16 protein-coding genes are annotated in these 19,601 nt (G+C 72.6%); 6 read left to right on the forward strand and 10 right to left on the reverse strand.

The genetic code is table 11. The features are described 5' to 3' along the window. Positions 1–79: 79 nt before the first annotated feature. Positions 80–415, forward strand: coding sequence for a hypothetical protein (locus ABZO31_RS07440; RefSeq protein ID WP_406860280.1), 336 nt, complete (start codon positions 80–82; stop codon positions 413–415). A gap of 102 nt (positions 416–517) precedes the next feature. On the opposite strand, the gene ABZO31_RS07445 is transcribed toward ABZO31_RS07440, so the two are convergent. Further along, a complete protein-coding gene (locus tag ABZO31_RS07445) occupies positions 518–964 on the reverse strand; it encodes a DoxX family protein (protein WP_406860282.1) in 447 nt (148 codons plus the stop codon). A gap of 114 nt (positions 965–1,078) precedes the next feature. Further along, a complete protein-coding gene (locus ABZO31_RS07450) occupies positions 1,079–2,230 on the reverse strand; it encodes an ADP-ribosylglycohydrolase family protein (protein ID WP_406860283.1) in 1,152 nt (383 codons plus the stop codon). 75 nt (positions 2,231–2,305) lie between these two features. On the opposite strand from ABZO31_RS07450, the gene ABZO31_RS07455 reads away from it, so the two are divergent. Next, positions 2,306–2,578, forward strand: coding sequence for a DUF6343 family protein (locus ABZO31_RS07455; RefSeq protein ID WP_406860285.1), 273 nt, complete (start codon positions 2,306–2,308; stop codon positions 2,576–2,578). 4 nt (positions 2,579–2,582) lie between these two features. On the opposite strand, the gene ABZO31_RS07460 is transcribed toward ABZO31_RS07455, so the two are convergent. The 4 genes from ABZO31_RS07460 to rpsA all read right to left on the reverse strand — a co-directional run bounded on the left by ABZO31_RS07460 (position 2,583) and on the right by rpsA (position 6,368). Beyond that, positions 2,583–2,951 carry a tetratricopeptide repeat protein gene (locus ABZO31_RS07460; RefSeq protein WP_406860287.1) on the reverse strand — a complete coding sequence of 123 codons (369 nt, stop codon included), beginning with the start codon at positions 2,949–2,951 and terminating at the stop codon, positions 2,583–2,585. A 148-nt stretch (positions 2,952–3,099) separates the two neighbouring features. Next, positions 3,100–3,705 (reverse strand): dephospho-CoA kinase, encoded by a 606-nt coding sequence (gene coaE / locus ABZO31_RS07465; RefSeq protein WP_406860289.1) that lies wholly within the window; start codon positions 3,703–3,705, stop codon positions 3,100–3,102. Between the two features lie 31 nt (positions 3,706–3,736). Then, on the reverse strand, positions 3,737–4,675 hold the full coding sequence (locus tag ABZO31_RS07470) for a PAC2 family protein (RefSeq protein WP_406860291.1): 939 nt from the start codon (positions 4,673–4,675) through the stop codon (positions 3,737–3,739). 199 nt (positions 4,676–4,874) lie between these two features. After that, on the reverse strand, positions 4,875–6,368 hold the full coding sequence (gene rpsA / locus ABZO31_RS07475; RefSeq protein WP_362531081.1) for a 30S ribosomal protein S1: 1,494 nt from the start codon (positions 6,366–6,368) through the stop codon (positions 4,875–4,877). 351 nt (positions 6,369–6,719) lie between these two features. On the opposite strand from rpsA, the gene ABZO31_RS07480 reads away from it, so the two are divergent. Both ABZO31_RS07480 and hrpB read left to right on the forward strand, forming a co-directional pair. Then, the gene (locus tag ABZO31_RS07480) at positions 6,720–7,619 is read left to right on the forward strand and encodes a class I SAM-dependent methyltransferase (RefSeq protein WP_406860293.1); all 900 of its coding nucleotides are present in this window, start codon (positions 6,720–6,722) and stop codon (positions 7,617–7,619) included. Positions 7,620–7,688: 69 nt separating this feature from the next. Continuing rightward, positions 7,689–10,271: an ATP-dependent helicase HrpB gene (hrpB, locus tag ABZO31_RS07485; RefSeq protein WP_406860295.1), complete on the forward strand. Its 2,583-nt coding sequence runs from the start codon at positions 7,689–7,691 to the stop codon at positions 10,269–10,271. Here the strand turns inward: hrpB and ABZO31_RS07490 are convergent. From ABZO31_RS07490 to ABZO31_RS07500, 3 genes are all read right to left on the reverse strand, one after another. Continuing rightward, positions 10,258–11,217 (reverse strand): DUF3068 domain-containing protein, encoded by a 960-nt coding sequence (locus tag ABZO31_RS07490; protein ID WP_406860297.1) that lies wholly within the window; start codon positions 11,215–11,217, stop codon positions 10,258–10,260. The two genes, hrpB and ABZO31_RS07490, sit on opposite strands and share 14 nt — an antisense overlap. Before the next feature lie 10 nt (positions 11,218–11,227). Continuing rightward, positions 11,228–11,368 carry an SPW_0924 family protein gene (locus ABZO31_RS07495; protein WP_406860298.1) on the reverse strand — a complete coding sequence of 47 codons (141 nt, stop codon included), beginning with the start codon at positions 11,366–11,368 and terminating at the stop codon, positions 11,228–11,230. A gap of 151 nt (positions 11,369–11,519) precedes the next feature. Continuing rightward, positions 11,520–13,238, reverse strand: coding sequence for a lytic murein transglycosylase (locus tag ABZO31_RS07500; RefSeq protein ID WP_406860299.1), 1,719 nt, complete (start codon positions 13,236–13,238; stop codon positions 11,520–11,522). A 208-nt stretch (positions 13,239–13,446) separates the two neighbouring features. Here ABZO31_RS07500 and ABZO31_RS07505 point away from each other — a divergent pair, with 208 nt between their 5' ends. Continuing rightward, entirely contained in the window at positions 13,447–14,331 is an 885-nt protein-coding gene (locus ABZO31_RS07505) for a DUF4184 family protein (RefSeq protein ID WP_406860301.1), read from the forward strand. 35 nt (positions 14,332–14,366) lie between these two features. Here ABZO31_RS07505 and polA read toward each other — a convergent pair whose 3' ends face one another. After that, the gene (gene polA / locus ABZO31_RS07510; RefSeq protein ID WP_406860302.1) at positions 14,367–17,087 is read right to left on the reverse strand and encodes a DNA polymerase I; all 2,721 of its coding nucleotides are present in this window, start codon (positions 17,085–17,087) and stop codon (positions 14,367–14,369) included. A 164-nt stretch (positions 17,088–17,251) separates the two neighbouring features. Between polA and ABZO31_RS07515 the strand changes: the two genes are divergently transcribed. Then, positions 17,252–19,537 carry an FdhF/YdeP family oxidoreductase gene (locus tag ABZO31_RS07515; RefSeq protein ID WP_406860303.1) on the forward strand — a complete coding sequence of 762 codons (2,286 nt, stop codon included), beginning with the start codon at positions 17,252–17,254 and terminating at the stop codon, positions 19,535–19,537. Positions 19,538–19,601: the final 64 nt, after the last annotated feature.

A 19,601-nucleotide genomic window follows, 5' to 3' on the forward strand; every position in this document is an offset into this window, starting at 1 on the left:
TGACAGGCCGTACCCGGCGGGACATGGTGGCCAGGAGTCCCGACCCCGTCCCGACCAGCACCACAGACGAGGATCCGCCATGTCCACTCACCGGCGCCTCGGCCTCGCCGCCGCGGCCGCGCTCCTGCCCCTCGCCGTCGCGGGCTGCTCCGGCCTCGGCCGCAGCGCCGTGGGCACGATCACGTACGAGACCGAACGCGAGCTGGTGGTCACCGTGACCAGCCCTCCGGTCGAGGGCTGCCACCGGCTCGGGCCCGCCGGCGCGACGCGGATCGAGAACGACACCCTGGTCGACCTCGTCGCCTACCCGACCCGGGACTGCCGCGGACCGCTCTCCACCTACATTCCGAGCAAGACCGCCGACTCCATCGTGCCGGGCAGGCTGCCCTGGCGCAGTTACTCGGTCGTCCACTGACGCGGCCGACGGCGGCCGCACACACGACGGCGCGCCGCGCCCGGACCCCTGTCCCGGGCGCGGCGCGCCGTCGCGTACCGCCCGATGCCGCCGGTCGTCGCGTCAGCCGCGGCGCGACAGCAGCGCGAGCAGGCGGACGTTCTGGTCGCGGCGGATCCAGGCGACCACGGCCAGCAGCACCGCGAAGATCACCGGGGTGGCCGCGTTCTGCCCGTCGAAGAAGGTCAGCGTGAAGACGAACGCGCCGGCCATCAGGCCGATCAGGGCCGTCGCCGCCGCACCGGACAGCACGGGGATCACGAGGCCGATCGCCCCGGCCAGCTCCAGGCCGCCGACCGTGTACATGAACCAGTCGCCCCAGCCGATCGTGTCGAAGCCCTCCGCCGCCGAGGAGTGGCCGATCAGCTTCGGCCCGGCGCTCGCGACCGCGAAGAACAGGGCGAGGACCCACTGCAGGACGCGGACCGAGATGTCGGCCTTGCGGCCCAGGCGCCGCGCCGAAGCGGCGGTGGCGGAGGTGGTGGTGGCCTCGGGGATCAGGGCGGTCATCGTGTGCTCCTCGTGTCGGCGTCTCGTGCGCTTTTCACAGAGGTAGACAGGGCCGGCCGCCCGAACTCATCGCTCCCGGAGGAACTTTCTCCGCCGGGAACGCACTTTCCCCGTTCAGAATCCCGGGTAGCGGTCGAAGGAGTGCACCGGTACCCCGGGGGCGGCCTCGCCGTGCTCGAACTGCAGGCTGAAGTCGTCGGCGAGTTCGGTGATCACCGCCCGTCCCTCCGTCAGCATCAGCCACTCCAGGGGCAGTTGGACGTCGCCGTGGGCCGCGCCGAGCAGATTGCCGCAGAGCGAGCCGGTCGAGTCGCTGTCGCCGGAGTGGTTGACCGAGAGCAGCAGCGCCTCGGCGACCGAGCCGGTCCGTGCGAGGAAGCAGTACACGGCGATGGCCAGCGCCTCCTCCGCGATCCAGGCCGCGCCCAGAGACTCCACCCGCTCGGCACTCGGCCCGCCCCGCTCGCCCGCCAGATCGACGGCCCTGTGGAGCGCCGCGGTGGTCTCCTCGTGGCCGGCGTGCCGCCGCAGCAGGTCCATCGCCCGCAGCACGGCCGCGGGCCCGGACTCGCCCTGCAGCAGGTAGGCCACGATCGCGGCGAAGGTGCCTGCGGAGAGGGAGGCGGTGGGGTGTCCGTGGGTGATCCGGGAGGCCGCGGCGGCCAGTGTGAACATCCGGTCGGGGTGCGCGCCGGTCAGTCCGAAGGGCGCCGAGCGCATGACCGTGCCGCAGCCCTTGGACTGCGGGTTGACCGGACCGGGCTCCCCCGGCGGGCCGAAGGGGTCCGGGACATGGCCGGCGGCGAGCCCGGTCAGACAGGCGTTGCCCGGCGCGCGGCGCGCGTACAGCCAGGGCCGGGTGCGCAGCAGGCCGGTGCGCACGAGGTCGTCGCCGCCGTGTGCCGGCGGGGCCGCATGATTCTGGGTGTCGAGCCAGCGGCGGTACGCGCGCTGGACACAGGCCGTCTCCGCACCCCCGATGCCCTTGGCGGCACTTCGTGCGTGCGCCCGGATCAAACCCTCGGCGGTGAACAGAGTCATCTGCGTGTCGTCGGTGATCCGGCCGGTCACGCCCTCCGCGTCGGGCACCATGCCGGTGACACCCTGTTCCCCGTACGTGCGGCGGATGCCGTCCAGGGACAGGAACTCGATCGGGTTGCCGAGCGCGTCTCCGATCGCACCGCCCAGCAGACAGCCACGCACCCGGGAGCGGCGTACCGCGGTCCGCTGCCAGTCCGTCCCGTTCCCGGCGCCCGTACCGACCACGTTCCGCCCCCGTTTCGATCCGTACCGGTGAACCGCACACGCGCGGGTACCACTCCAGTAGGAGAGGCGAGCGTCATGCGTACCGGGAATGAGCCGTCGACCGCGCGCAGTCCTCTGCGGATGCGGTTGCTGATGAGTCTATGGGGTCTGATCTGGGCGGTCTTCGGCACTGTCGTGTTCGCGCTGCTCGACCGCCCGGGCTGGGCCGCGGCCTGCGGGGTGCTGCTGGTGGTGGTCACCGTGGACCTGGCGATGATCCTGCGGCATCTGCGCCAGGGGCCGCACTACCAGCCGGGGCGGGACATCCCCCCGTACGAGCCGGACCACGGCGGCCACGGGCGGCGCTGAAGACTCACTCCGCGGCGTCGAACCCCGCCGCCTCCAGATACTCGGGCTTGGGGTCGAGGGCGGCGGCCAGCCGGAAGTGCCGGGTGGCCTGCTCGGCGCGGCCGGCCCGCTGCAAGGTGCGGGCGAGCGCGAAGTGTGCGAACGCGTTGTCCGGTTCCTGATCCACGATGTACTGGAACTCCCGCTCCGCCGCCCGCAGTTGCGCCGAGGCGAAATAGGCGCGCGCCCGCAGCAGCCGGGCCGCGCCGCTCTCGGGATGGGCGGCGATCACGGAATCGAGCAGCCTGATGGCACCGCGCGGATCCCGGGCGTCGAGCAACTGCTCGGCCGCACGGAAGGCGATGACGTGGGTCTCCGGGGTCGGCTCGGCCACACTGGATCCTTCCCTCGCTCCGGTGGTGCAACGCCTCGGCCGGGGAACGGTATTCCGTACGCCGTACGAGCCCGCCCGGCCCTGCGCGATCCCTACCCAGCCGGGCGCGGACCCAGCCGGAAGCCTCGCGCGAAAGATCCGTCCTGTGTCAGCGGCCTTCCGCGGCCCGCTCGCGCAACTGCTCCCAGACCTTGCGGACCTGGGGTTCCAGCTCCTCCAGCGGACCGTCGTTGTCGATGACCAGATCAGCGACGGCGCGGCGCTGCTCGCGGGTGGCCTGGGCGGCCATCCGGTTGCGGGCCTCGGTCTCGTCCATGCCCCGGAGGCGGACCAGGCGGTCGAGCTGGGTCCCGGGGCTCGCGTCCACGACGACCACGAGGTCGTACAACGGGGCGAGGCCGTTCTCGGTGAGCAGCGGGACGTCGTGGATCACCACGTCGCCGGGGCCGGCGAGCTGCTCCAGTTCGGCGGACCGGGCCCCGACCAGCGGGTGGACGATGGCGTTCAGCGCGGCGAGCCGACCGGCGTCGGAGAAGACCAGCGAGCCCAGCCTGGGCCGGTCGAGGGCGCCCTCGGGGGTGAGGACGTCGGCCCCGAACTCCTCCACGACGGCCGCGAGCCCGGGGGTGCCGGGCTCGACGACCTCGCGGGCGATCTTGTCGGCGTCGATCAGCACGGCGCCGTACGAGACGAACAGCCGCGACACTTCGCTCTTGCCGGCGCCGATTCCGCCGGTCAGGCCCACCTTCAGCATGAGCGGCAGCTTAGCCCCGGGCTTCCGGGCCTCAGGCCTCGCCCTCCCGCTCCACGAGGAAGCGCTCGAACTCGCGGCCGATCTCGTCGGCGGACGGCAGGTCGACGGGCTCGGCGACCAGGTTGCCGCGGGTCTCGGCGCCGGCCATGGCGTCGTACTGGTGCTCGAGGCCCTGGACCAGCGAGGTCAGCTCGTCGTCACCTTCGCCCATCTGGCGCTCGATCTCGGTCTGGGTGCGCTGGGCCTCGGTGCGCAGGGCGTGCGCGACACCGGGCAGGACGAGGCCGGTGGCGGCGGTGATCGCCTCGAGCGCGGTCAGCGCGGCGTCCGGGTACGGGGAGCGCGCCACGTAGTGCGGGACGTGGGCGGCGACGCCGAGCGTGTCGTGACCGGCCTCCATGAGCCGGAACTCGAGCAGGGACTCGGCGCTGCCCGGGACCTGGGCCTCGTCGAAGGGGCTGCGGTGGCCGGGCATCAGGTCGGTGCGGTTGCCGTGCGGGGTGAGGCCGACGGGGCGGGTGTGCGGGACGCCCATGGGGATGCCGTGGAAGTTCACCGCGAGCCGTACGCCGAGCCGCTCGACGATCTGGCGGACCGCGAGCGCGAAACGCTCCCATTCGACGTCCGGCTCCGGGCCGGAGAGCAGCAGGAAGGGCGCGCCGGTGGCGTCCTGCACGAGGCGGACCTCGATGGCCGGGGTCTCGTACGCGGTCCAGCGGTCGCGGCGGAAGGTCAGCAGGGGCCGGCGGGCCCGGTAGTCGACCAGCCGGTCGTGGTCGAAGCGGGCGACGACCTGGTGCGGGAGGGTGTCGAGGATGCGGTCGACGATCTGCTCGCCCGTCTCGCCCGCGTCGATGTATCCGTCGAAGTGGTAGAGCACGACCAGTCCGGCCGACTCCTGCGCCAGCGCCATGTCGACCACGGCCAGGCCCTTCGGGTCCCACGCGTACAAATCCTGGGGATCAAGCACGATTACCGCTCCTCCTCGTGTCCGTACGTGTCAACGCCGGTCACAGGGGGTGCATTCCCCCGTGGCGTGGTTTCGCCATCCCGAAAAGCGGCGTGGCCTCGCCATGCCGAGAACACGACGGAGGCCCGCCTCCCGGGGTGAACCGGGAGGCGGGCCTCCGTACGAGCGGCTAGCTACTGGCTGCCGGCTCAGAGCCTGTTCAGCTCTGGCCGCCGGCCAGCTTCTCGCGCAGGGCGGCGAGGGCCTCGTCCGACGCCAGGGCGCCGGAGTTGTCGTCCGACTCCGAGGAGTAGGAGCCACCGGTCGGCGCGGCGGCCGGAGCGGCGTTGCCACCCTCGGCAGCGGCGGCCTCGTCGGCCTCGCGGGACTTGATGACCTGGGCCTGGTGCTGCTCGAAGCGCTGCTGCGCCTCGGCGTACTGGGTCTCCCACGCCTCGCGCTGGGTCTCGTAGCCCTCGAGCCAGTCGTTGGTCTCGGGGTCGAAGCCCTCGGGGTAGATGTAGTTGCCCTGGTCGTCGTAGGACGCGGCCATGCCGTACAGGGTCGGGTCGAACTCGACCGAGGCCGGGTCGGCACCGAAGGACTCGTTGGCCTGCTTCAGCGAGAGGCTGATGCGACGACGCTCGAGGTCGATGTCGATGACCTTGACGAAGATCTCGTCGTTGACCTGGACGACCTGCTCCGGGATCTCCACGTGGCGCTCGGCCAGCTCGGAGATGTGGACCAGGCCCTCGATGCCCTCGTCCACGCGGACGAACGCACCGAACGGAACCAGCTTGGTGACCTTACCCGGGACGACCTGACCGATCTGGTGGGTCCGGGCGAACTGCTGCCACGGGTCCTCCTGGGTCGCCTTCAGCGACAGGGAGACGCGCTCGCGGTCCATGTCCACGTCGAGAACCTCGACGGTGACCTCCTGGCCGACCTCGACGACCTCGGACGGGTGGTCGATGTGCTTCCAGGACAGCTCGGAGACGTGGACGAGACCGTCGACGCCACCCAGGTCCACGAAGGCACCGAAGTTGACGATCGAGGAGACGACGCCGGAGCGGACCTGACCCTTCTGCAGGGTGGTGAGGAACGTCTGGCGGACCTCGGACTGGGTCTGCTCCAGCCAGGCACGGCGGGACAGGACCACGTTGTTGCGGTTCTTGTCCAGCTCGATGATCTTCGCCTCGAGCTCCTTGCCCACGTAGGGCTGGAGGTCGCGGACACGACGCATCTCGACCAGGGAGGCCGGGAGGAAGCCGCGGAGGCCGATGTCGAGGATGAGACCACCCTTGACGACCTCGATGACGGTACCGGTGACGATGCCGTCCTCTTCCTTGATCTTCTCGATGGTGCCCCAGGCGCGCTCGTACTGGGCACGCTTCTTCGAGAGGATCAGGCGGCCTTCCTTGTCCTCCTTCTGGAGAACCAGGGCCTCGATCTCGTCGCCGACCTTGACGACCTCGTTCGGGTCGACGTCGTGCTTGATCGAGAGCTCGCGGCTCGGGATGACACCTTCGGTCTTGTAACCGATGTCGAGCAGGACCTCGTCCCGGTCGACCTTCACGATGACGCCGTCGACGATGTCGCCGTCGTTGAAGTACTTGATCGTCTCGTCGATCGCGGCGAGGAAGGCTTCCTCGTTACCGATGTCGTTGACCGCAACCTGCGGGGTGGTGGCGGTGGTCTCGGTGCTGCTCGTCATGTGGGAAAGGGCTCCGGTTACGGACAGAAAGTCGTAGGTACTGCTACGCCGAGAGCCCGTATCGCACTGAAGAAGCCGGACAGCCAAGGAAGCGCCTTCCCGGCAACCGGGGGGCGCCTCGAGAACCGAGGGGACTGCAACAGTTGCGAGCGCGGCCTGCTCCGTCTGAGGCGCGCAGGCCCGCAGCGCAACCTTTAGCATACGGGGGCAGCCGGACACGGTCAATGCGCGAAGCGCGCAGCCGGGGCAGTTCGCCCCATACCCGGCACAACTCATGACTCCCCAGGCCATACCGGCCGGGGGAGCCGGCCCCGCGCCGGCACTGAAGCGCAAACTACAACGACGGGCGAGATGAACCAAGAGCACGGACCGTACGAGGATGCCGACGCGACCCGCCGTGACGCCGGGGACGCGGAGAGCAGCCGGGCGAGCCGCGGATGGTGGGACCGGAACGCCGACGAGTACCAGAGCGAGCACGGAGCGTTCCTGGGCGACGCCCGGTTCGTCTGGGGGCCGGAGGGACTCGACGAGGCGGAGGCCGGGCTGCTGGGTCCCGCGGAGTCGCTGAAGGGTCTGGACGTCCTGGAGATCGGCGCGGGAGCGGCACAGTGCTCGCGCTGGCTGGCGGCGCAGGGCGCCCGGGCGGTGGCCCTGGACCTCTCGCACCGGCAGCTCCAGCACGCGCTGCGCATCGGCGGCAGCGATGTGCCGCCGGTCCGGCTCGTGGAGGCGGACGCCGGGGCGCTGCCGTTCCGGGACGGCGCCTTCGACCTGGCGTGCTCGGCGTACGGCGCGGTGCCCTTCGTCGCGGACCCGGTGCGGGTGTTCCGCGAGGTGCACCGGGTGCTGCGGCCGGGCGGGCGCTGGGTCTTCTCGGTGACGCACCCGATCCGCTGGGCGTTCCCCGACGAGCCGGGCCCGGAGGGGCTGAGCATCGCCGCCTCGTACTTCGACCGCACGCCGTACGTGGAGCAGGACGAGTCGGGGCGCGCGGTGTACGTGGAGCACCACCGGACGATCGGCGACCGGGTGCGGGACGTGGTGGCCGGCGGGTTCCGACTGGTGGACCTGGTCGAGCCGGAGTGGCCGGAGTGGAACAGCCAGGAGTGGGGCGGCTGGTCTCCGCTGCGGGGGAATCTGATCCCGGGGACGGCGATCTTCGTCTGCGAGCGGATCGACGACGGGATCCAGGGCCGAGTCGGGACGGGATCCGGGTCCGTGTCGGCGACCGGGTTCGCGACTAGTCGTTAAGTCGTACGAGTCGCGCGGGGCTGTGGACGGAGGAAGCCCGGCTCTCGCGCGACGTACGAGACTGAGTGCGTGATCCGAAACGACGCACTCGATCTGCTTCCCGTCCGTCACGCCGTCCCCGAGCTGCTCGGCGCGCTCGAGGAGCGCGGCACGGCGGTGCTGCACGCGCCTCCCGGCACCGGCAAGACCACGCTGGTGCCGCTGGCGCTGGCCGGGTTCATAGGGGACGGTCCGGAGCGTCGGGTGCTGGTCGCCGAGCCGCGCCGGATGGCGGTGCGGGCGGCGGCGCGGCGGATGGCCTGGCTGCTGGGCCAGGAGGTCGGCGAGGCGGTCGGCTTCTCGGTGCGCGGCGAGCGGCGGGCGGGTCCGGCGACGCGGGTCGAGGTGGTGACCACGGGCGTCCTGCTGCAGCGGCTGCAGCGCGATCCGGAGCTGGCGAACGTGGACGTGGTGCTGCTCGACGAGTGCCACGAGCGGCATCTGGACGCGGACACGGCGATGGCGTTCCTGGTGGACGTGCGGGCGACGCTGCGGCCGGAGCTGAAGCTGATCGCGGCCTCGGCGACGAGCGACGCGGAGGCGTGGGCGGAGCTCCTGACGGTGCTGGACGGCAGCGGGCCGGCACCGATCGTGCGGGCGAAGGGCGAGGGGCACGGCTACGGGGTGCGGTTCGCCGCGCCGCCCGCGGGGATCAGGCCGGCGCACGGCACCTGGGTGGATCCGGCGCTGCTGCGGCACGTGGCGGCGACGGTCCGGCTGGCGATGGAGCGGCACGAGGGCGACGTGCTCTGCTTCCTGCCCGGGACGGGCGAGATCGCTCGGACGGCGGGGCTGCTGGCGGGCCTGGACGCGGAGGTGCTCCAGCTGCACGGGCGGGCGCCCGCCGCGGTGCAGGACGCGGTGCTGCGCGGCTCGGAGCCGGGCGGGCGGCGGCGGGTGGTGCTGTCGACATCGGTGGCCGAGTCCAGTCTGACGGTGCCGGGGGTGCGGATCGTGGTGGACTCCGGGCTCGCGCGGGAGCCGCGCATGGACCACGCCCGGGGGCTGGGTTCGCTGGCGACGATGTCGGTGTCGGTAGCGGCGGCGACGCAGCGCGCGGGCCGTTCGGGGCGAGAGGCTCCCGGAGTGGTGTACCGGTGCTGGGCGGAGGCGCAGGACGGGGCGCGTGCCCGCTTCCCCTCTCCCGAGATCCGGATCGCCGATCTGGCGGACTTCGCGCTGCGGGCGGCCTGCTGGGGCGACCCGGCGGCCACGGGGCTGGCACTCCTGGACGCGCCTCCGGCGGGGGCGCTCGCGGCGGCGCGGTCCGTGCTGACGGCGATCGGCGCGGTGGACGCGGAAGGACGCGCCACCGAGCGCGGGGTGCGGATGTCCCGGCTGGGGTTGCATCCACGGCTGGGGCGGGCGCTGCTGGACAGTGCGCCGCGGATCGGGGCGCGGCGGGCGGCCGAGGTGGTGGCGCTGCTGAGCGAGGAGCCGCCGCGGGAGTACGGGGACGACCTGGTGGCGGCCTGGCGGGAGGCGCGACGCGGCAGCGACGGGTACGGGGCGCGCTGGAAGGCGGAGGCGCGGCGGCTGGAACGGGCGCTGGGCGAGGCGGGCACAGCGGCTCGGGGCGGTGCGGTCGGCGGGTCCGGTCCCGGCATCGGGGCCGGTTCGAGGGAAGGGGGGAGCGACGACGCGGCGGCGGGGCTGGTGACGGCACTGGCGTTCCCGGAGCGGGTGGCGAGACGCCGGGAGCACGGCGGGTATCTGATGGTGTCCGGCGGCGCGGCGGAGCCGGCCGAGGGCTCGCGGCTGCGGGACGCCCCGTGGCTGGCGGTGGCGGTCGCGGACCGGACCGCGCGGAGCACGACGGCCCGGGTGCGGCTGGCGGCGGTGCTCGACGAGGGCGCGGCGCGGGCGGCGGCGGAGCGGCTGCTGACCTCGGGCGAGGAGGTGCACTGGGAGGACGGCGACGTGGTCGCCCGGTCCGTGGAGCGGCTGGGAGCCGTGGAGCTGACGGTGCGGCCGCTGCGGTCGGACGCCGATGCCGGGCTGGTACGACGGGCGCTGGTCGAAGGCCTGGAGCGCGAGGGGCTCGGGCTGCTCGCCTGGAACCGGGAGGCGAGGGAGCTACGGGCGCGGCTGGCGTTCCTGCACCGGGAGGCCGGCGGGGCGTGGCCGGACGTGTCGGACGCGGCGCTGCTCGCGCGGGTCGACGACTGGCTGGAGCCGGAGCTGTCGCGGGCCCGGCGGCGGGCGGACCTGGGGCGGATACCGGCGGGCGAGGCGCTGCGGCGGCTGCTGCCGTGGGCGTCGGGCGAGGCGACGCGCCTGGACGAGCTGGCGCCGGAGCGGATCGAGGTGCCGAGCGGCTCGCGGATACGGGTGGACTACGCGGGCGAGCGGCCGGTGCTCGCGGTGAAGCTGCAGGAGCTGTTCGGGCTGACCGAGACGCCGCGGGTGGCGGGGGTGCCGGTGCTGGTGCACCTGCTCTCCCCCGCCGGGCGGCCGGCGGCGGTGACCTCGGACCTGGCCTCGTTCTGGCGGGACGGGTACCGGGCGGTGCGGGCGGAGCTGCGCGGGCGCTATCCGAAGCACCCGTGGCCGGAGGACCCGGCGGCGGCCACGGCGACCCGGCACACCAACGCGCGGCTCAGGAGGGAGTGACGGCGGAGCGGCGGCCTCTGGCCTCCAGCCGGAGGGCGAGGACGAAGAGGAGCAGCGCCAGGACGGTGAAGCTCCACGGCAGATAGGAGACCAGCATGAGCACCGTCAGACGGTTGGACTTCACCAGCTCGACGGTGGCGTCGAGATAGTCCTCGCGGATCTTCACATGGCCGGAGAAGGCGGTCACCTTGGGCTTGCCCATCAGCTTCTCGGCGTTGCGCATCTCCTCCGTGTGGATCTCCTCGCCGTTGACCGGGGCGCCGGTGACGGGCTCGACCCAGAACATCCGCTTCGTGGTGTACCAGCGGGTCATGCCGGTGCTCTCGATGATCTGCGGGGTGATGCCCTTGATCGGCATCTTCTTCGGCATGGGGACCTTGGTCCACGGGATCGTCTGCTCGAAGTAGTAGACCTCCAGGCCGCGGAAGTCACGGGTGCCCTTGTAGTGGATGGGGGCGGAGGTGCGGGTCTGGGCGTCGAAGTACTGGTAGTCCCGCTTCTCGGTGAGGAAGGGCCATTTGTACTCGATGCCCTGGCGGCGGACCGGGTCGCCGTCGACCATCTCGCCGGTGGCGTTGACCGGGTCCTGGGTGTGGGCGTCGAAGATGTACCGCTCGGGGATCTGGGAGACCATCTTCCCGTCGGGGCCCATGAAGTGGGAGAGGGCGTCCCAGACGACGACGTCGCGGCCGGCGTCGCGCTCGATGCGCCGTGACTCCTCCACGTTGCCCTTGAGGGTCTGCACGACGGTGATCTTCTCGACCCGCTCGGCCGTGAGTGTGGAGTAGTCGAGCAGGGTCGCCGGCCTCGCCTCCAGGACCACCTCCTGGTACTGGTTCGAGGGGATCTTGGCGAGCCTCGGGAAGGCGTACCAGCGCAGGGTGGGGGCCATCGCGGCGAAGAACACGGCGAAGGCGAGGAGGACGAGGCTGGCGCGGCGGCGCATGGGTGCTCCCCTACTTCTTGGGGCCGGGGTCGGCGGTGAGCAGGGGCCGGGGCGAGGTGGTGCCCTCGGGCGGCAGCTCGACGAGGGCGACGAGCAGCACGAAGAGGAGGACAGGGGCCAGTCCGATGGCGGCGGCTGCGAGGGCGCGCAAGTCGGCCTCCCGGTGCTCGATCTGATAGGGCGTCAGGTGGGCTGGGGCACCGTAGCAACGCGGCCGCGAGATGAGAACAGCAAGCGCCCCTCCGTCCGGTGCGGACGGAGGGGCGCGAGGGAAACGGGAGCGGGAGGTGGTGAGACCCCGGTCAGGGGGCGGGGGTGCCCGACGGGGTCGGTGACGGGCCCTCCGACGGGGCCTCCGGGGCGGTGACCTTGAGTTCGACGGTCAGGGTGCCGCCGCCGGGCGTGGTCAGCCGGAGCAGGAAGGTGCCGGTCTGGTCGTCCGCGTACAGCGCGGGCAGCGTGAGCAGGCCGTTCTCGTCGGTCTTCAGACCGGCGAGGGTGCGGACCGGCTTGCCCTCGGCGTCCTTGAAGTACGGGCCGCGGTCGTGGGGCGTCGGGTCCTCGGCCGAGGTGATCAGGGTGGCGGTGAGGGCGACGCCGGAGGCGGCGGCGCCGTCGAGGGTGGCCTTGACCTGGAGGGCGTCGGCGAACGCGGTGCCGGTGACGGCGGTGAGCGCCTTCTCGTCGGTGCGGGCGAGCGTGTCGGCGGTGCGGGCGGAGACGGTCGCCTGGTACTGGACGGCGGCGAGGGTGCGGCCGGTGACGGTGACCTTGACGGTGAACGTGCCGGTCTTCTCGCCGGCCCGGAGCACGGGGGCGACGGCCACACCGTTCGAGGCGGTCTTGACGGTCGCCGAGACCGCGCCGCCGGTGAAGCGGGTGTCCGTGTCGCCGACGAGCTCGAACTCCAGGGCGACACCGGCGACCGGCTTGCCCGCCGCGTCGACGGCCGCGACGGCGGGGCGCTCGGCGAAGAGCGTGCCGGTGGTCGCGGTCAGCGTCCCGGTGCCGTTGTCCTTGATGCGCACCACGGACGGCGTGGGCACCGGGGTGGGCTTCGCGGGCGGCGTCGGCGTGGGGGTCGGCTTCGGCGCGGGCGGCTTCGGGGTCGCCGGAGGGGCCGGGGTCGGCGTGGGCGTCGGGGTGGACGCGGGCGGCGTCACGGGGAGCTCGCGCTCCGGGGTGTCGCTGCGGTCGCCCGGCAGCTGGCCCGTGCCGTCCGGGACCTGGTGGGAGCCGCGCTTGTAGTACTCGAACCAGGAGAGCACCGTGTGGAGGTACTCCGTGGACCGGTTGTAGCTGAGGATCGCCTTGTCGAGGTCGGCCTTCACCGCGAGGTCGCGGTCGGCGGCGCAGAGGTAGAGCGCGGCGGCCTGGGCGGCGTCGTAGATGTTGTTCGGGTCCTTGCGGCCGTCGCCGTTGGCGTCGCGGCCCCAGGTCGCCCAGGTCTCGGGGATGAACTGCATCGGGCCGACGGCCCGGTCGTGCGTGCGGTCGCCGTCGTACGCGCCGTCGTCGGTGTCGCTGATGTTCGCGAAGCCGACGCCGTTGAGGACGGGCCCGAGGATCGGCGACAGGGTGGTGCCGTTGGCGTCGACGCGGCCGCCGCGGGCCTGGCCGGACTCGACCTTGCCGATGCCGGCGAGGAGCTGCCAGGGGAGGTGGCAGCTCGGGTCGCTCGTCTGCAGCGCGGACTCGGCCCGCTTGTAGGCGGCGAGCACGGTCGCGGGTATGCCCGCCTCGGCGGGGCCGGTGATGACCGGCAGGTCTATGGAAGTGCCAGGCTTGTTCGGCGTGTTGAGCGGCGGCAGGTCCGTGTAGTACGGCGAGTCGCCGGTGGCGGAGCCGCCCGGCGGGGTGCTGCTGTCGCCGGAGCCGAGGGAGCCGTCCCCGCTCGCGATGTCGGAGGGCGGCGGAATCGCCCCGGGGCCCTGCGAGGCGGAGAGTGCGGCAACCGCGGCGGCGGCGATCGCCGTCGTCGTGGCGCCCCTGCGGAGCCGGCGGCCGAATTGCGCTGCCATAGGTATGGGTCCCCTCCCCTGTCGACTCGCGCTCCCCGCGCGCGGACCTCAGGCGACCCTACGGCAACTCCACGGGACGGGACACCGGCCCCTGACCGCTTTTCATCCTTTCGTCACGATGCTCATGTCCGTTGTTCGGAATGGCTGTTCGCGCATACTGGGCAACGCCTCCCGGACCGCCCGGAGGGGACACGAGGGGGACTCGCGCATGCCGTTCACGCTCAGCCATGCGGCCGCCGTGCTGCCGGGGATCCGGCGGGACGGCTCGGGCCGCGGACCGTTGCTGCCGTCGGCACTCGTGGCGGGTTCGTTCGCGCCCGACATGACCTACTACGCGGCGAGTGTGGTCCCTCAGGCGATGCCGTTCGGCGACGTCACCCATGCGCTGTGGGGCGTGCTGACCGTCGATGTGGCGATCACGGCGGCGCTGGTGGGGTTGTGGCTGATGGTCCGCGAGCCGCTGGTCGCGCTGCTGCCGCAGCGGTGGCGCGGGCGGGTGCTGGGCTTCGTCCGCGGGACGCCCCGGGGGCACGACCGCGCCGGGAAGGCCAGGACGGCGGCCTGGTTCGTGGTCTCGGCGGCGATCGGCGCGGCGACGCACGTGGTCTGGGACTCGTTCACGCACCTGGACCGCTGGGGCACCCGGGCGATCCCGGTCCTCGGCGATCTGGTGGCCGGCTTCCCCGTCTACACGTACCTGCAGTACGGGAGTTCGGCAGTGGCGCTCGCCGTGCTGGTGTGGTTCACCGCCACCGGCCTGCGCCGCACGGCGCCCGGAGCGGCGGACGGCGTCCCCGTGCTGAGCCGCCGCGGCCGCTGGGCGGCGTGGGCGCTGCTCGGCGGGTGCGTGACGGTGGGCGTGGTGCACCGCTGCGTGCGCTGGTACGCGTACTGGGGCCGGATCGACACCCCGCTGGACATCATCCCGACCGCCTGCTTCGGCGCGGGCGCGGGCCTGGCCGCCGGCCTCGTGCTGTACGGGGCGGCGGTCCGGCTGCGCCGGCGGCGCGGCGACGGCCCGGGCCCCGGTGCGCCCACGGCGCACCGGACCCCCGTGACCGCCGCCGCCGCTGGCACCGGCGACGGCGGCTGACGCCAGGCTTCAAGACCCCGGCGTCAGGACGGACGTCAGTGGGCGGCGGAGTCCCAGTCGGGGCCGACGCCCACCGAGACGTCCAGCGGCGCACGCAGTTCCACGGCGCCGGCCATCTCGCGGCGGACGAGCTCCTCGACCTGCTCCCGCTCGCCCGGGGCCAGTTCGAGCACGATTTCGTCGTGGACCTGGAGCAGCATCCGGGACGCCAGGCCGGCCTCGGTCAGCGCGCGGTCGACGTCGAGCATGGCGACCTTCACGATGTCGGCGGCCGTGCCCTGGATCGGCGCGTTGAGCGCCATCCGCTCGGCGGCCTCGCGGCGCTGCCGGTTGTCGCTGTTGAGGTCCGGCAGGTAGCGGCGGCGGCCGAGCATGGTCTCGGTGTAGCCGGTGGCCCGGGCCTCGTCGACGACCTGGCGCAGATAGTCGCGCACGCCGCCGAAGCGCTCGAAGTACGTGTCCATCAGCCCGCGGGCCTCGGCCGGTTCGATGCCCAGCTGCTGCGAGAGCCCGAACGGGGAGAGCCCGTACGCCAGGCCGTACGACATGGCCTTGATCTTGCGGCGCATCTCGGCGTCGACGGCGGACCGCTCGACGTCGAAGACCTGCGAGGCGACCGTGGTGTGCAGGTCCTCGCCGGAGGCGAACGCCTCGATCAGGCCCGCGTCCTCCGACAGGTGGGCCATGACGCGCAGTTCGATCTGGCTGTAGTCGGCGGTCATCAGGGCCTCGAAGCCCTCGCCGACGACGAAGCCGTGCCGGATCGCGCGGCCCTCGTCGGTGCGCACCGGCACGTTCTGCAGGTTGGGGTCCGTGGACGACAGCCGGCCGGTGGCGGCGGTGGTCTGGCTGAAGGTGGTGTGGATCCGGCCGTCGGCGGCGACCGTCTTGATGAGGCCCTCGACGGTGGAGCGGAGCCGGGCCTGCTCACGGTGCCGGAGCATGATGACCGGCAGTTCGTGCTCGGTCTGGGTCGCCAGCCAGGCGAGCGCGTCGGCGTCCGTGGTGTAGCCGGTCTTGGTCTTCTTGGTCTTCGGCAGGTTCAGCTCGCCGAAGAAGACCTCCTGCAGCTGCTTCGGGGAGCCGAGGTTGAACTCGTGCCCCACCGAGGCGTGCGCCTCCTTCACGGCCTGCTGGACCGCGCCGGCGAACTGCTGCTCCATCGCCTCCAGATGGTCCCGGTCGGCGGCGATGCCGTGCCGCTCCAGACGGGCCAGGAGCGCCGAGGTGGGCAGTTCGACCTGGTGCAGCAGGTCCCGCGCGCCGACCTCGCCCAGCTTCTCCTCGAAGGCGGCACCGAGGTCCAGGATCGCCCGGGCCTGGGACATCAGGGCCTCGGCCTCCGCGGTGTCGTCCGCGCCGAAGGCCAGCTGGCCGTCCGCCGAGGCCGCCGGGGCGAGCTCGCGGCCCAGGTACTCGACCGACAGCGCGTCCAGCGCGAAGGAGCGGCGGCCGGGCTTGACCAGGTACGCGGCGAGGGCGGTGTCCATGGTGACGCCGGCGACGGACCAGCCGTGCTCGGGGAAGACCCGCATCGCGCCCTTGGTGTTGTGCAGCACCTTGGGCCGCTCGGGGTCGGCGATCCAGGAGGCCCAGGCCCGCTCGTCGGCCTCGTCGAGCTCGCTGGGGTCGAACCAGGCGGCCGCGCCCGTGCCGGAGGCCAGCGCGACCTCGGTGACGCTGCCGGTGCCGAGGGCCCAGCTGTCGACCGTGGCGACGCCCAGCGGCGCGGTGCCGTGCTCGGCCAGCCAGGGGGCCACCTCGCCGGCGCCGAGGACGGTGAAGTCCAGCTCCACGCCGGGGGCCGGCTCGGCGGCGGCCTCGTCCGCCGCGCCCGGGTCGACGGCGAGCAGCCGCTCGCGCAGCGACGGGTTGCGGATCTCCAGGGTGTCGAGGACGAGGGCGAGGGCGGTGCGGTCGTACGGCACGCGCGCCAGGTCCTGCACGGTCTTCGGCAGCTCCACGTCGCGGACCATCTCGGTCAGCACCCGGTTGAGCTTGACGGCCTCCAGGTGGTCCCGGAGGTTCTGCCCGGCCTTGCCCTTGACCTCCTCGACCCGCTCGACCAGCTCCGCGAACGAGCCGAACTGGTTGATCCACTTCGCGGCCGTCTTCTCGCCCACGCCGGGGATGCCCGGCAGGTTGTCCGACGGGTCGCCGCGCAGGGCCGCGAAGTCGGGGTACTGGGAGGGGGTCAGGCCGTACTTCTCCTGCACCTTCTCCGGGGTGAACCGGGTCAGCTCGGAGACGCCCTTCGTCGGGTAGAGCACCGTCACGTGGTCGGTGATCAGCTGGAAGGAGTCGCGGTCGCCGGTGACGATCAGGACCTCGAAGCCCGCCGCCTCGGCCTGCGTGGCGAGCGTGGCGATGACGTCGTCGGCCTCGAAGCCCTCGATCGCGAAGCGCGGCGCGTGCATGGCGTCGAGCAGCTCGCCGATCAGCTCGACCTGCCCCTTGAACTCGTCGGGGGTCTTGGAGCGGTTCGCCTTGTACTCGGGGAACTCCGTCGACCGCCAGGTCTTGCGGGAGACGTCGAACGCCACCGCGAAGTGCGTGGGCGCCTCGTCGCGGAGCGTGTTCGCCAGCATCGAGGCGAATCCGTAGATCGCGTTCGTGGGCTGCCCCATGGCGGTCGTGAAGTTCTCCGCGGGCAGCGCGAAGAACGCCCGGTACGCCAGGGAGTGCCCGTCCATGAGGAGCAGGCGCGGGCGGGTTTCTTCGGTCTTCTGGGTCTTCTTCGATGCTGTCTCGGCCACGGAGGGATCCTCCCACGGACCGCTGACAATCCCGGCCCGCCGGCCGCCGACGATCACGACCCACCGACCGCCCGCCCACGTTGTCGGCGGTCCGTGACAGGATCGAAGACGTACGACCCGGACCGGGACGTACACCTCGGTTCGACCGCTCGAAGGAGAGCGCGATGGTCAGCAAGCCGCCCGCAGGCGACCCGGTGCAGGACGCGCCGGAGGTCACCCCTCCGCCGCACGCCGCCGCCGGGCTCGCGGCCGTCGCGCACACCCTGCGGATCTCCCATCAGCAGATGGGCGTGCGCCGCACCGCGCGGACGCTGCTCAAGGTGAACCAGAAGGACGGCTTCGACTGCCCCGGCTGCGCCTGGCCGGAGGGCGACAAGCGGCATGTGGCCGAGTTCTGCGAGAACGGGGCGAAGGCGGTCGCCGAGGAGGCGACGCTGCGCCGGGTCACGCCGGACTTCTTCGCCGCCCACCCGCTCGCGGACCTGGCCGAGCGCAGCGGCTACTGGCTGGGCCAGCAGGGCCGGATCACGCAGCCGATGTACCTGCCCGAGGGCGCGGACCGGTACGAGGCGGTGACCTGGGAGCGGGCCTTCGCGATCGTCGCGGAGGAGCTGCGCGCCCTCGCCTCGCCGGACGAGGCGCTCTTCTACACCTCGGGCCGCACCAGCAACGAGGCCGCCTTCCTGCTGCAGCTGTTCGCCCGCGAGTTCGGCACCAACAACCTGCCGGACTGCTCCAACATGTGCCACGAGTCGTCCGGCTCGGCGCTGACCGAGACGATCGGCATCGGCAAGGGAAGCGTCTCCCTGGAGGACCTGCACCGCGCGGACCTGATCATCGTGGCCGGGCAGAACCCGGGGACGAACCATCCGCGGATGCTCTCGGCGCTGGAGAAGGCGAAGGCCGCCGGGGCGAGGATCGTCTCGGTGAACCCGCTGCCGGAGGCGGGTCTGGAGCGGTTCAAGAACCCGCAGACCGCGCAGGGCCTGCTGAAGGGCGCCGCGCTCACCGATCTCTTCCTGCAGATCCGCATCGGCGGCGACCAGGCCCTGTTCCGGCTGCTCAACAAGCTGGTACTGGAGACGGACGGCGCCGTCGACGAGGCGTTCGTACGGGAACACACCCACGGGTACGAGGAGTTCGCCGCGGCCGCCCGGGCCGCCGACTGGGACGAGACGCTGGCGGCGACCGGGCTGACCCGCGCCGAGATCGAGCGGATGCTGGAGCTGGTACTGGCCTCGGAGCGGACGATCGTCTGCTGGGCCATGGGGCTCACCCAGCACAAGCACTCCGTGCCGACGATCCGCGAGGTGGTCAACTTCCTGCTGCTGCGCGGCAACATCGGCCGGCCGGGCGCGGGCGTCTGCCCGGTGCGCGGTCACTCCAATGTGCAGGGCGACCGCACGATGGGGATCTTCGAGCGGCCCGCGCCCGCGTTCCTCGACGCGCTGGACAAGGAGTTCGGCATCGTCTCGCCGCGGCACCACGGCTTCGACGTGGTGCGCTCGATCCAGGCGCTGCGCGACGGCGAGGCGAAGGTGTTCTTCGCGATGGGCGGCAATTTCGTCGGGGCGACGCCGGACACCGAGGTGACGGAGGCGGCGATGCGCCGCGCCCGGCTGACCGTCCACGTCTCGACGAAGCTGAACCGCTCGCACGCGGTGACCGGGGCCCGGGCGCTGATCCTGCCGACGCTCGGCCGCACCGACCGGGACGTGCAGGCGGGCGGACGGCAGTTCGTCACGGTCGAGGACTCCATGGGCCTGGTGCACGCCTCGCGCGGCAATCTGCCCCCGGCGAGCCCGCATCTGCTGTCCGAGCCGGCGATCGTGGCCCGGCTGGCGCGGGCGGTCCTCGGCGAGGGCTCGGCGACGCCGTGGGAGGAGTTCGAGCAGGACTACGCGACGATCCGGGACCGCATCGCCCGGGTCGTGCCGGGCTTCGTGGACTTCAACGCCCGCCTCGCGGCGAACCCGGGCGGTTTCGCGCTGCCGCACGCCCCGCGCGACGAGCGCCGGTTCCCCACCGCCACCGGCAAGGCCAACTTCACGGCCGCCCCGGTGGAGTACCCGGAGCTGCCGGAAGGCCGGCTGCTGCTGCAGACCCTGCGCTCGCACGACCAGTACAACACCACGATCTACGGGCTCGACGACCGCTACCGCGGCATCAAGGGCGGCCGCCGGGTGGTCCTGGTGCACCCGGAGGACGCGGCGGCGCTGGGCGGCCTCGCGGACGGCTCCTACGTGGACCTGGTGAGCGAGTGGCGGGATGGCGTGGAGCGCCGGGCGCCCGGTTTCCGGGTGGTGCACTACCCGACGGCCCGGGGCTGCGCGGCGGCGTACTACCCGGAGACCAATGTGCTGGTGCCGCTGGACTCCACGGCGGACGTGAGCAACACCCCCGCCAGCAAGTCCGTCGTCGTGCGTCTGGAACAATCACAGCCCGCCTAAGCGTTTGCTCAGGCGGTGCGTCACACTGAGACGCAGACCGAGACGCAGTACGACGACGTACGAC

This window comes from Streptomyces solicamelliae (genome assembly GCF_045348655.1).
GTDB classification, from domain to species: Bacteria; Actinomycetota; Actinomycetes; order Streptomycetales; family Streptomycetaceae; genus Streptomyces; species Streptomyces solicamelliae.

What these genes read in the sequence shown, in the direction of transcription:
- ABZO31_RS07440 (WP_406860280.1), top strand. Translation starts at nt 80, where the DNA reads ATGTCCACTCACCGGCGCCTCGGCCTCGCCGCCGCGGCCGCGCTCCTG.
- ABZO31_RS07445 (WP_406860282.1), bottom strand. Translation starts at nt 964, where the DNA reads ATGACCGCCCTGATCCCCGAGGCCACCACCACCTCCGCCACCGCCGCT.
- ABZO31_RS07455 (WP_406860285.1), top strand. Translation starts at nt 2,306, where the DNA reads ATGCGTACCGGGAATGAGCCGTCGACCGCGCGCAGTCCTCTGCGGATG.
- coaE (WP_406860289.1), bottom strand. Translation starts at nt 3,705, where the DNA reads ATGCTGAAGGTGGGCCTGACCGGCGGAATCGGCGCCGGCAAGAGCGAA.
- rpsA (WP_362531081.1), bottom strand. Translation starts at nt 6,368, where the DNA reads ATGACGAGCAGCACCGAGACCACCGCCACCACCCCGCAGGTTGCGGTC.
- ABZO31_RS07480 (WP_406860293.1), top strand. Translation starts at nt 6,720, where the DNA reads ATGAACCAAGAGCACGGACCGTACGAGGATGCCGACGCGACCCGCCGT.
- ABZO31_RS07490 (WP_406860297.1), bottom strand. Translation starts at nt 11,217, where the DNA reads ATGCGCCGCCGCGCCAGCCTCGTCCTCCTCGCCTTCGCCGTGTTCTTC.
- ABZO31_RS07500 (WP_406860299.1), bottom strand. Translation starts at nt 13,238, where the DNA reads ATGGCAGCGCAATTCGGCCGCCGGCTCCGCAGGGGCGCCACGACGACG.
- ABZO31_RS07505 (WP_406860301.1), top strand. Translation starts at nt 13,447, where the DNA reads ATGCCGTTCACGCTCAGCCATGCGGCCGCCGTGCTGCCGGGGATCCGG.
- ABZO31_RS07515 (WP_406860303.1), top strand. Translation starts at nt 17,252, where the DNA reads ATGGTCAGCAAGCCGCCCGCAGGCGACCCGGTGCAGGACGCGCCGGAG.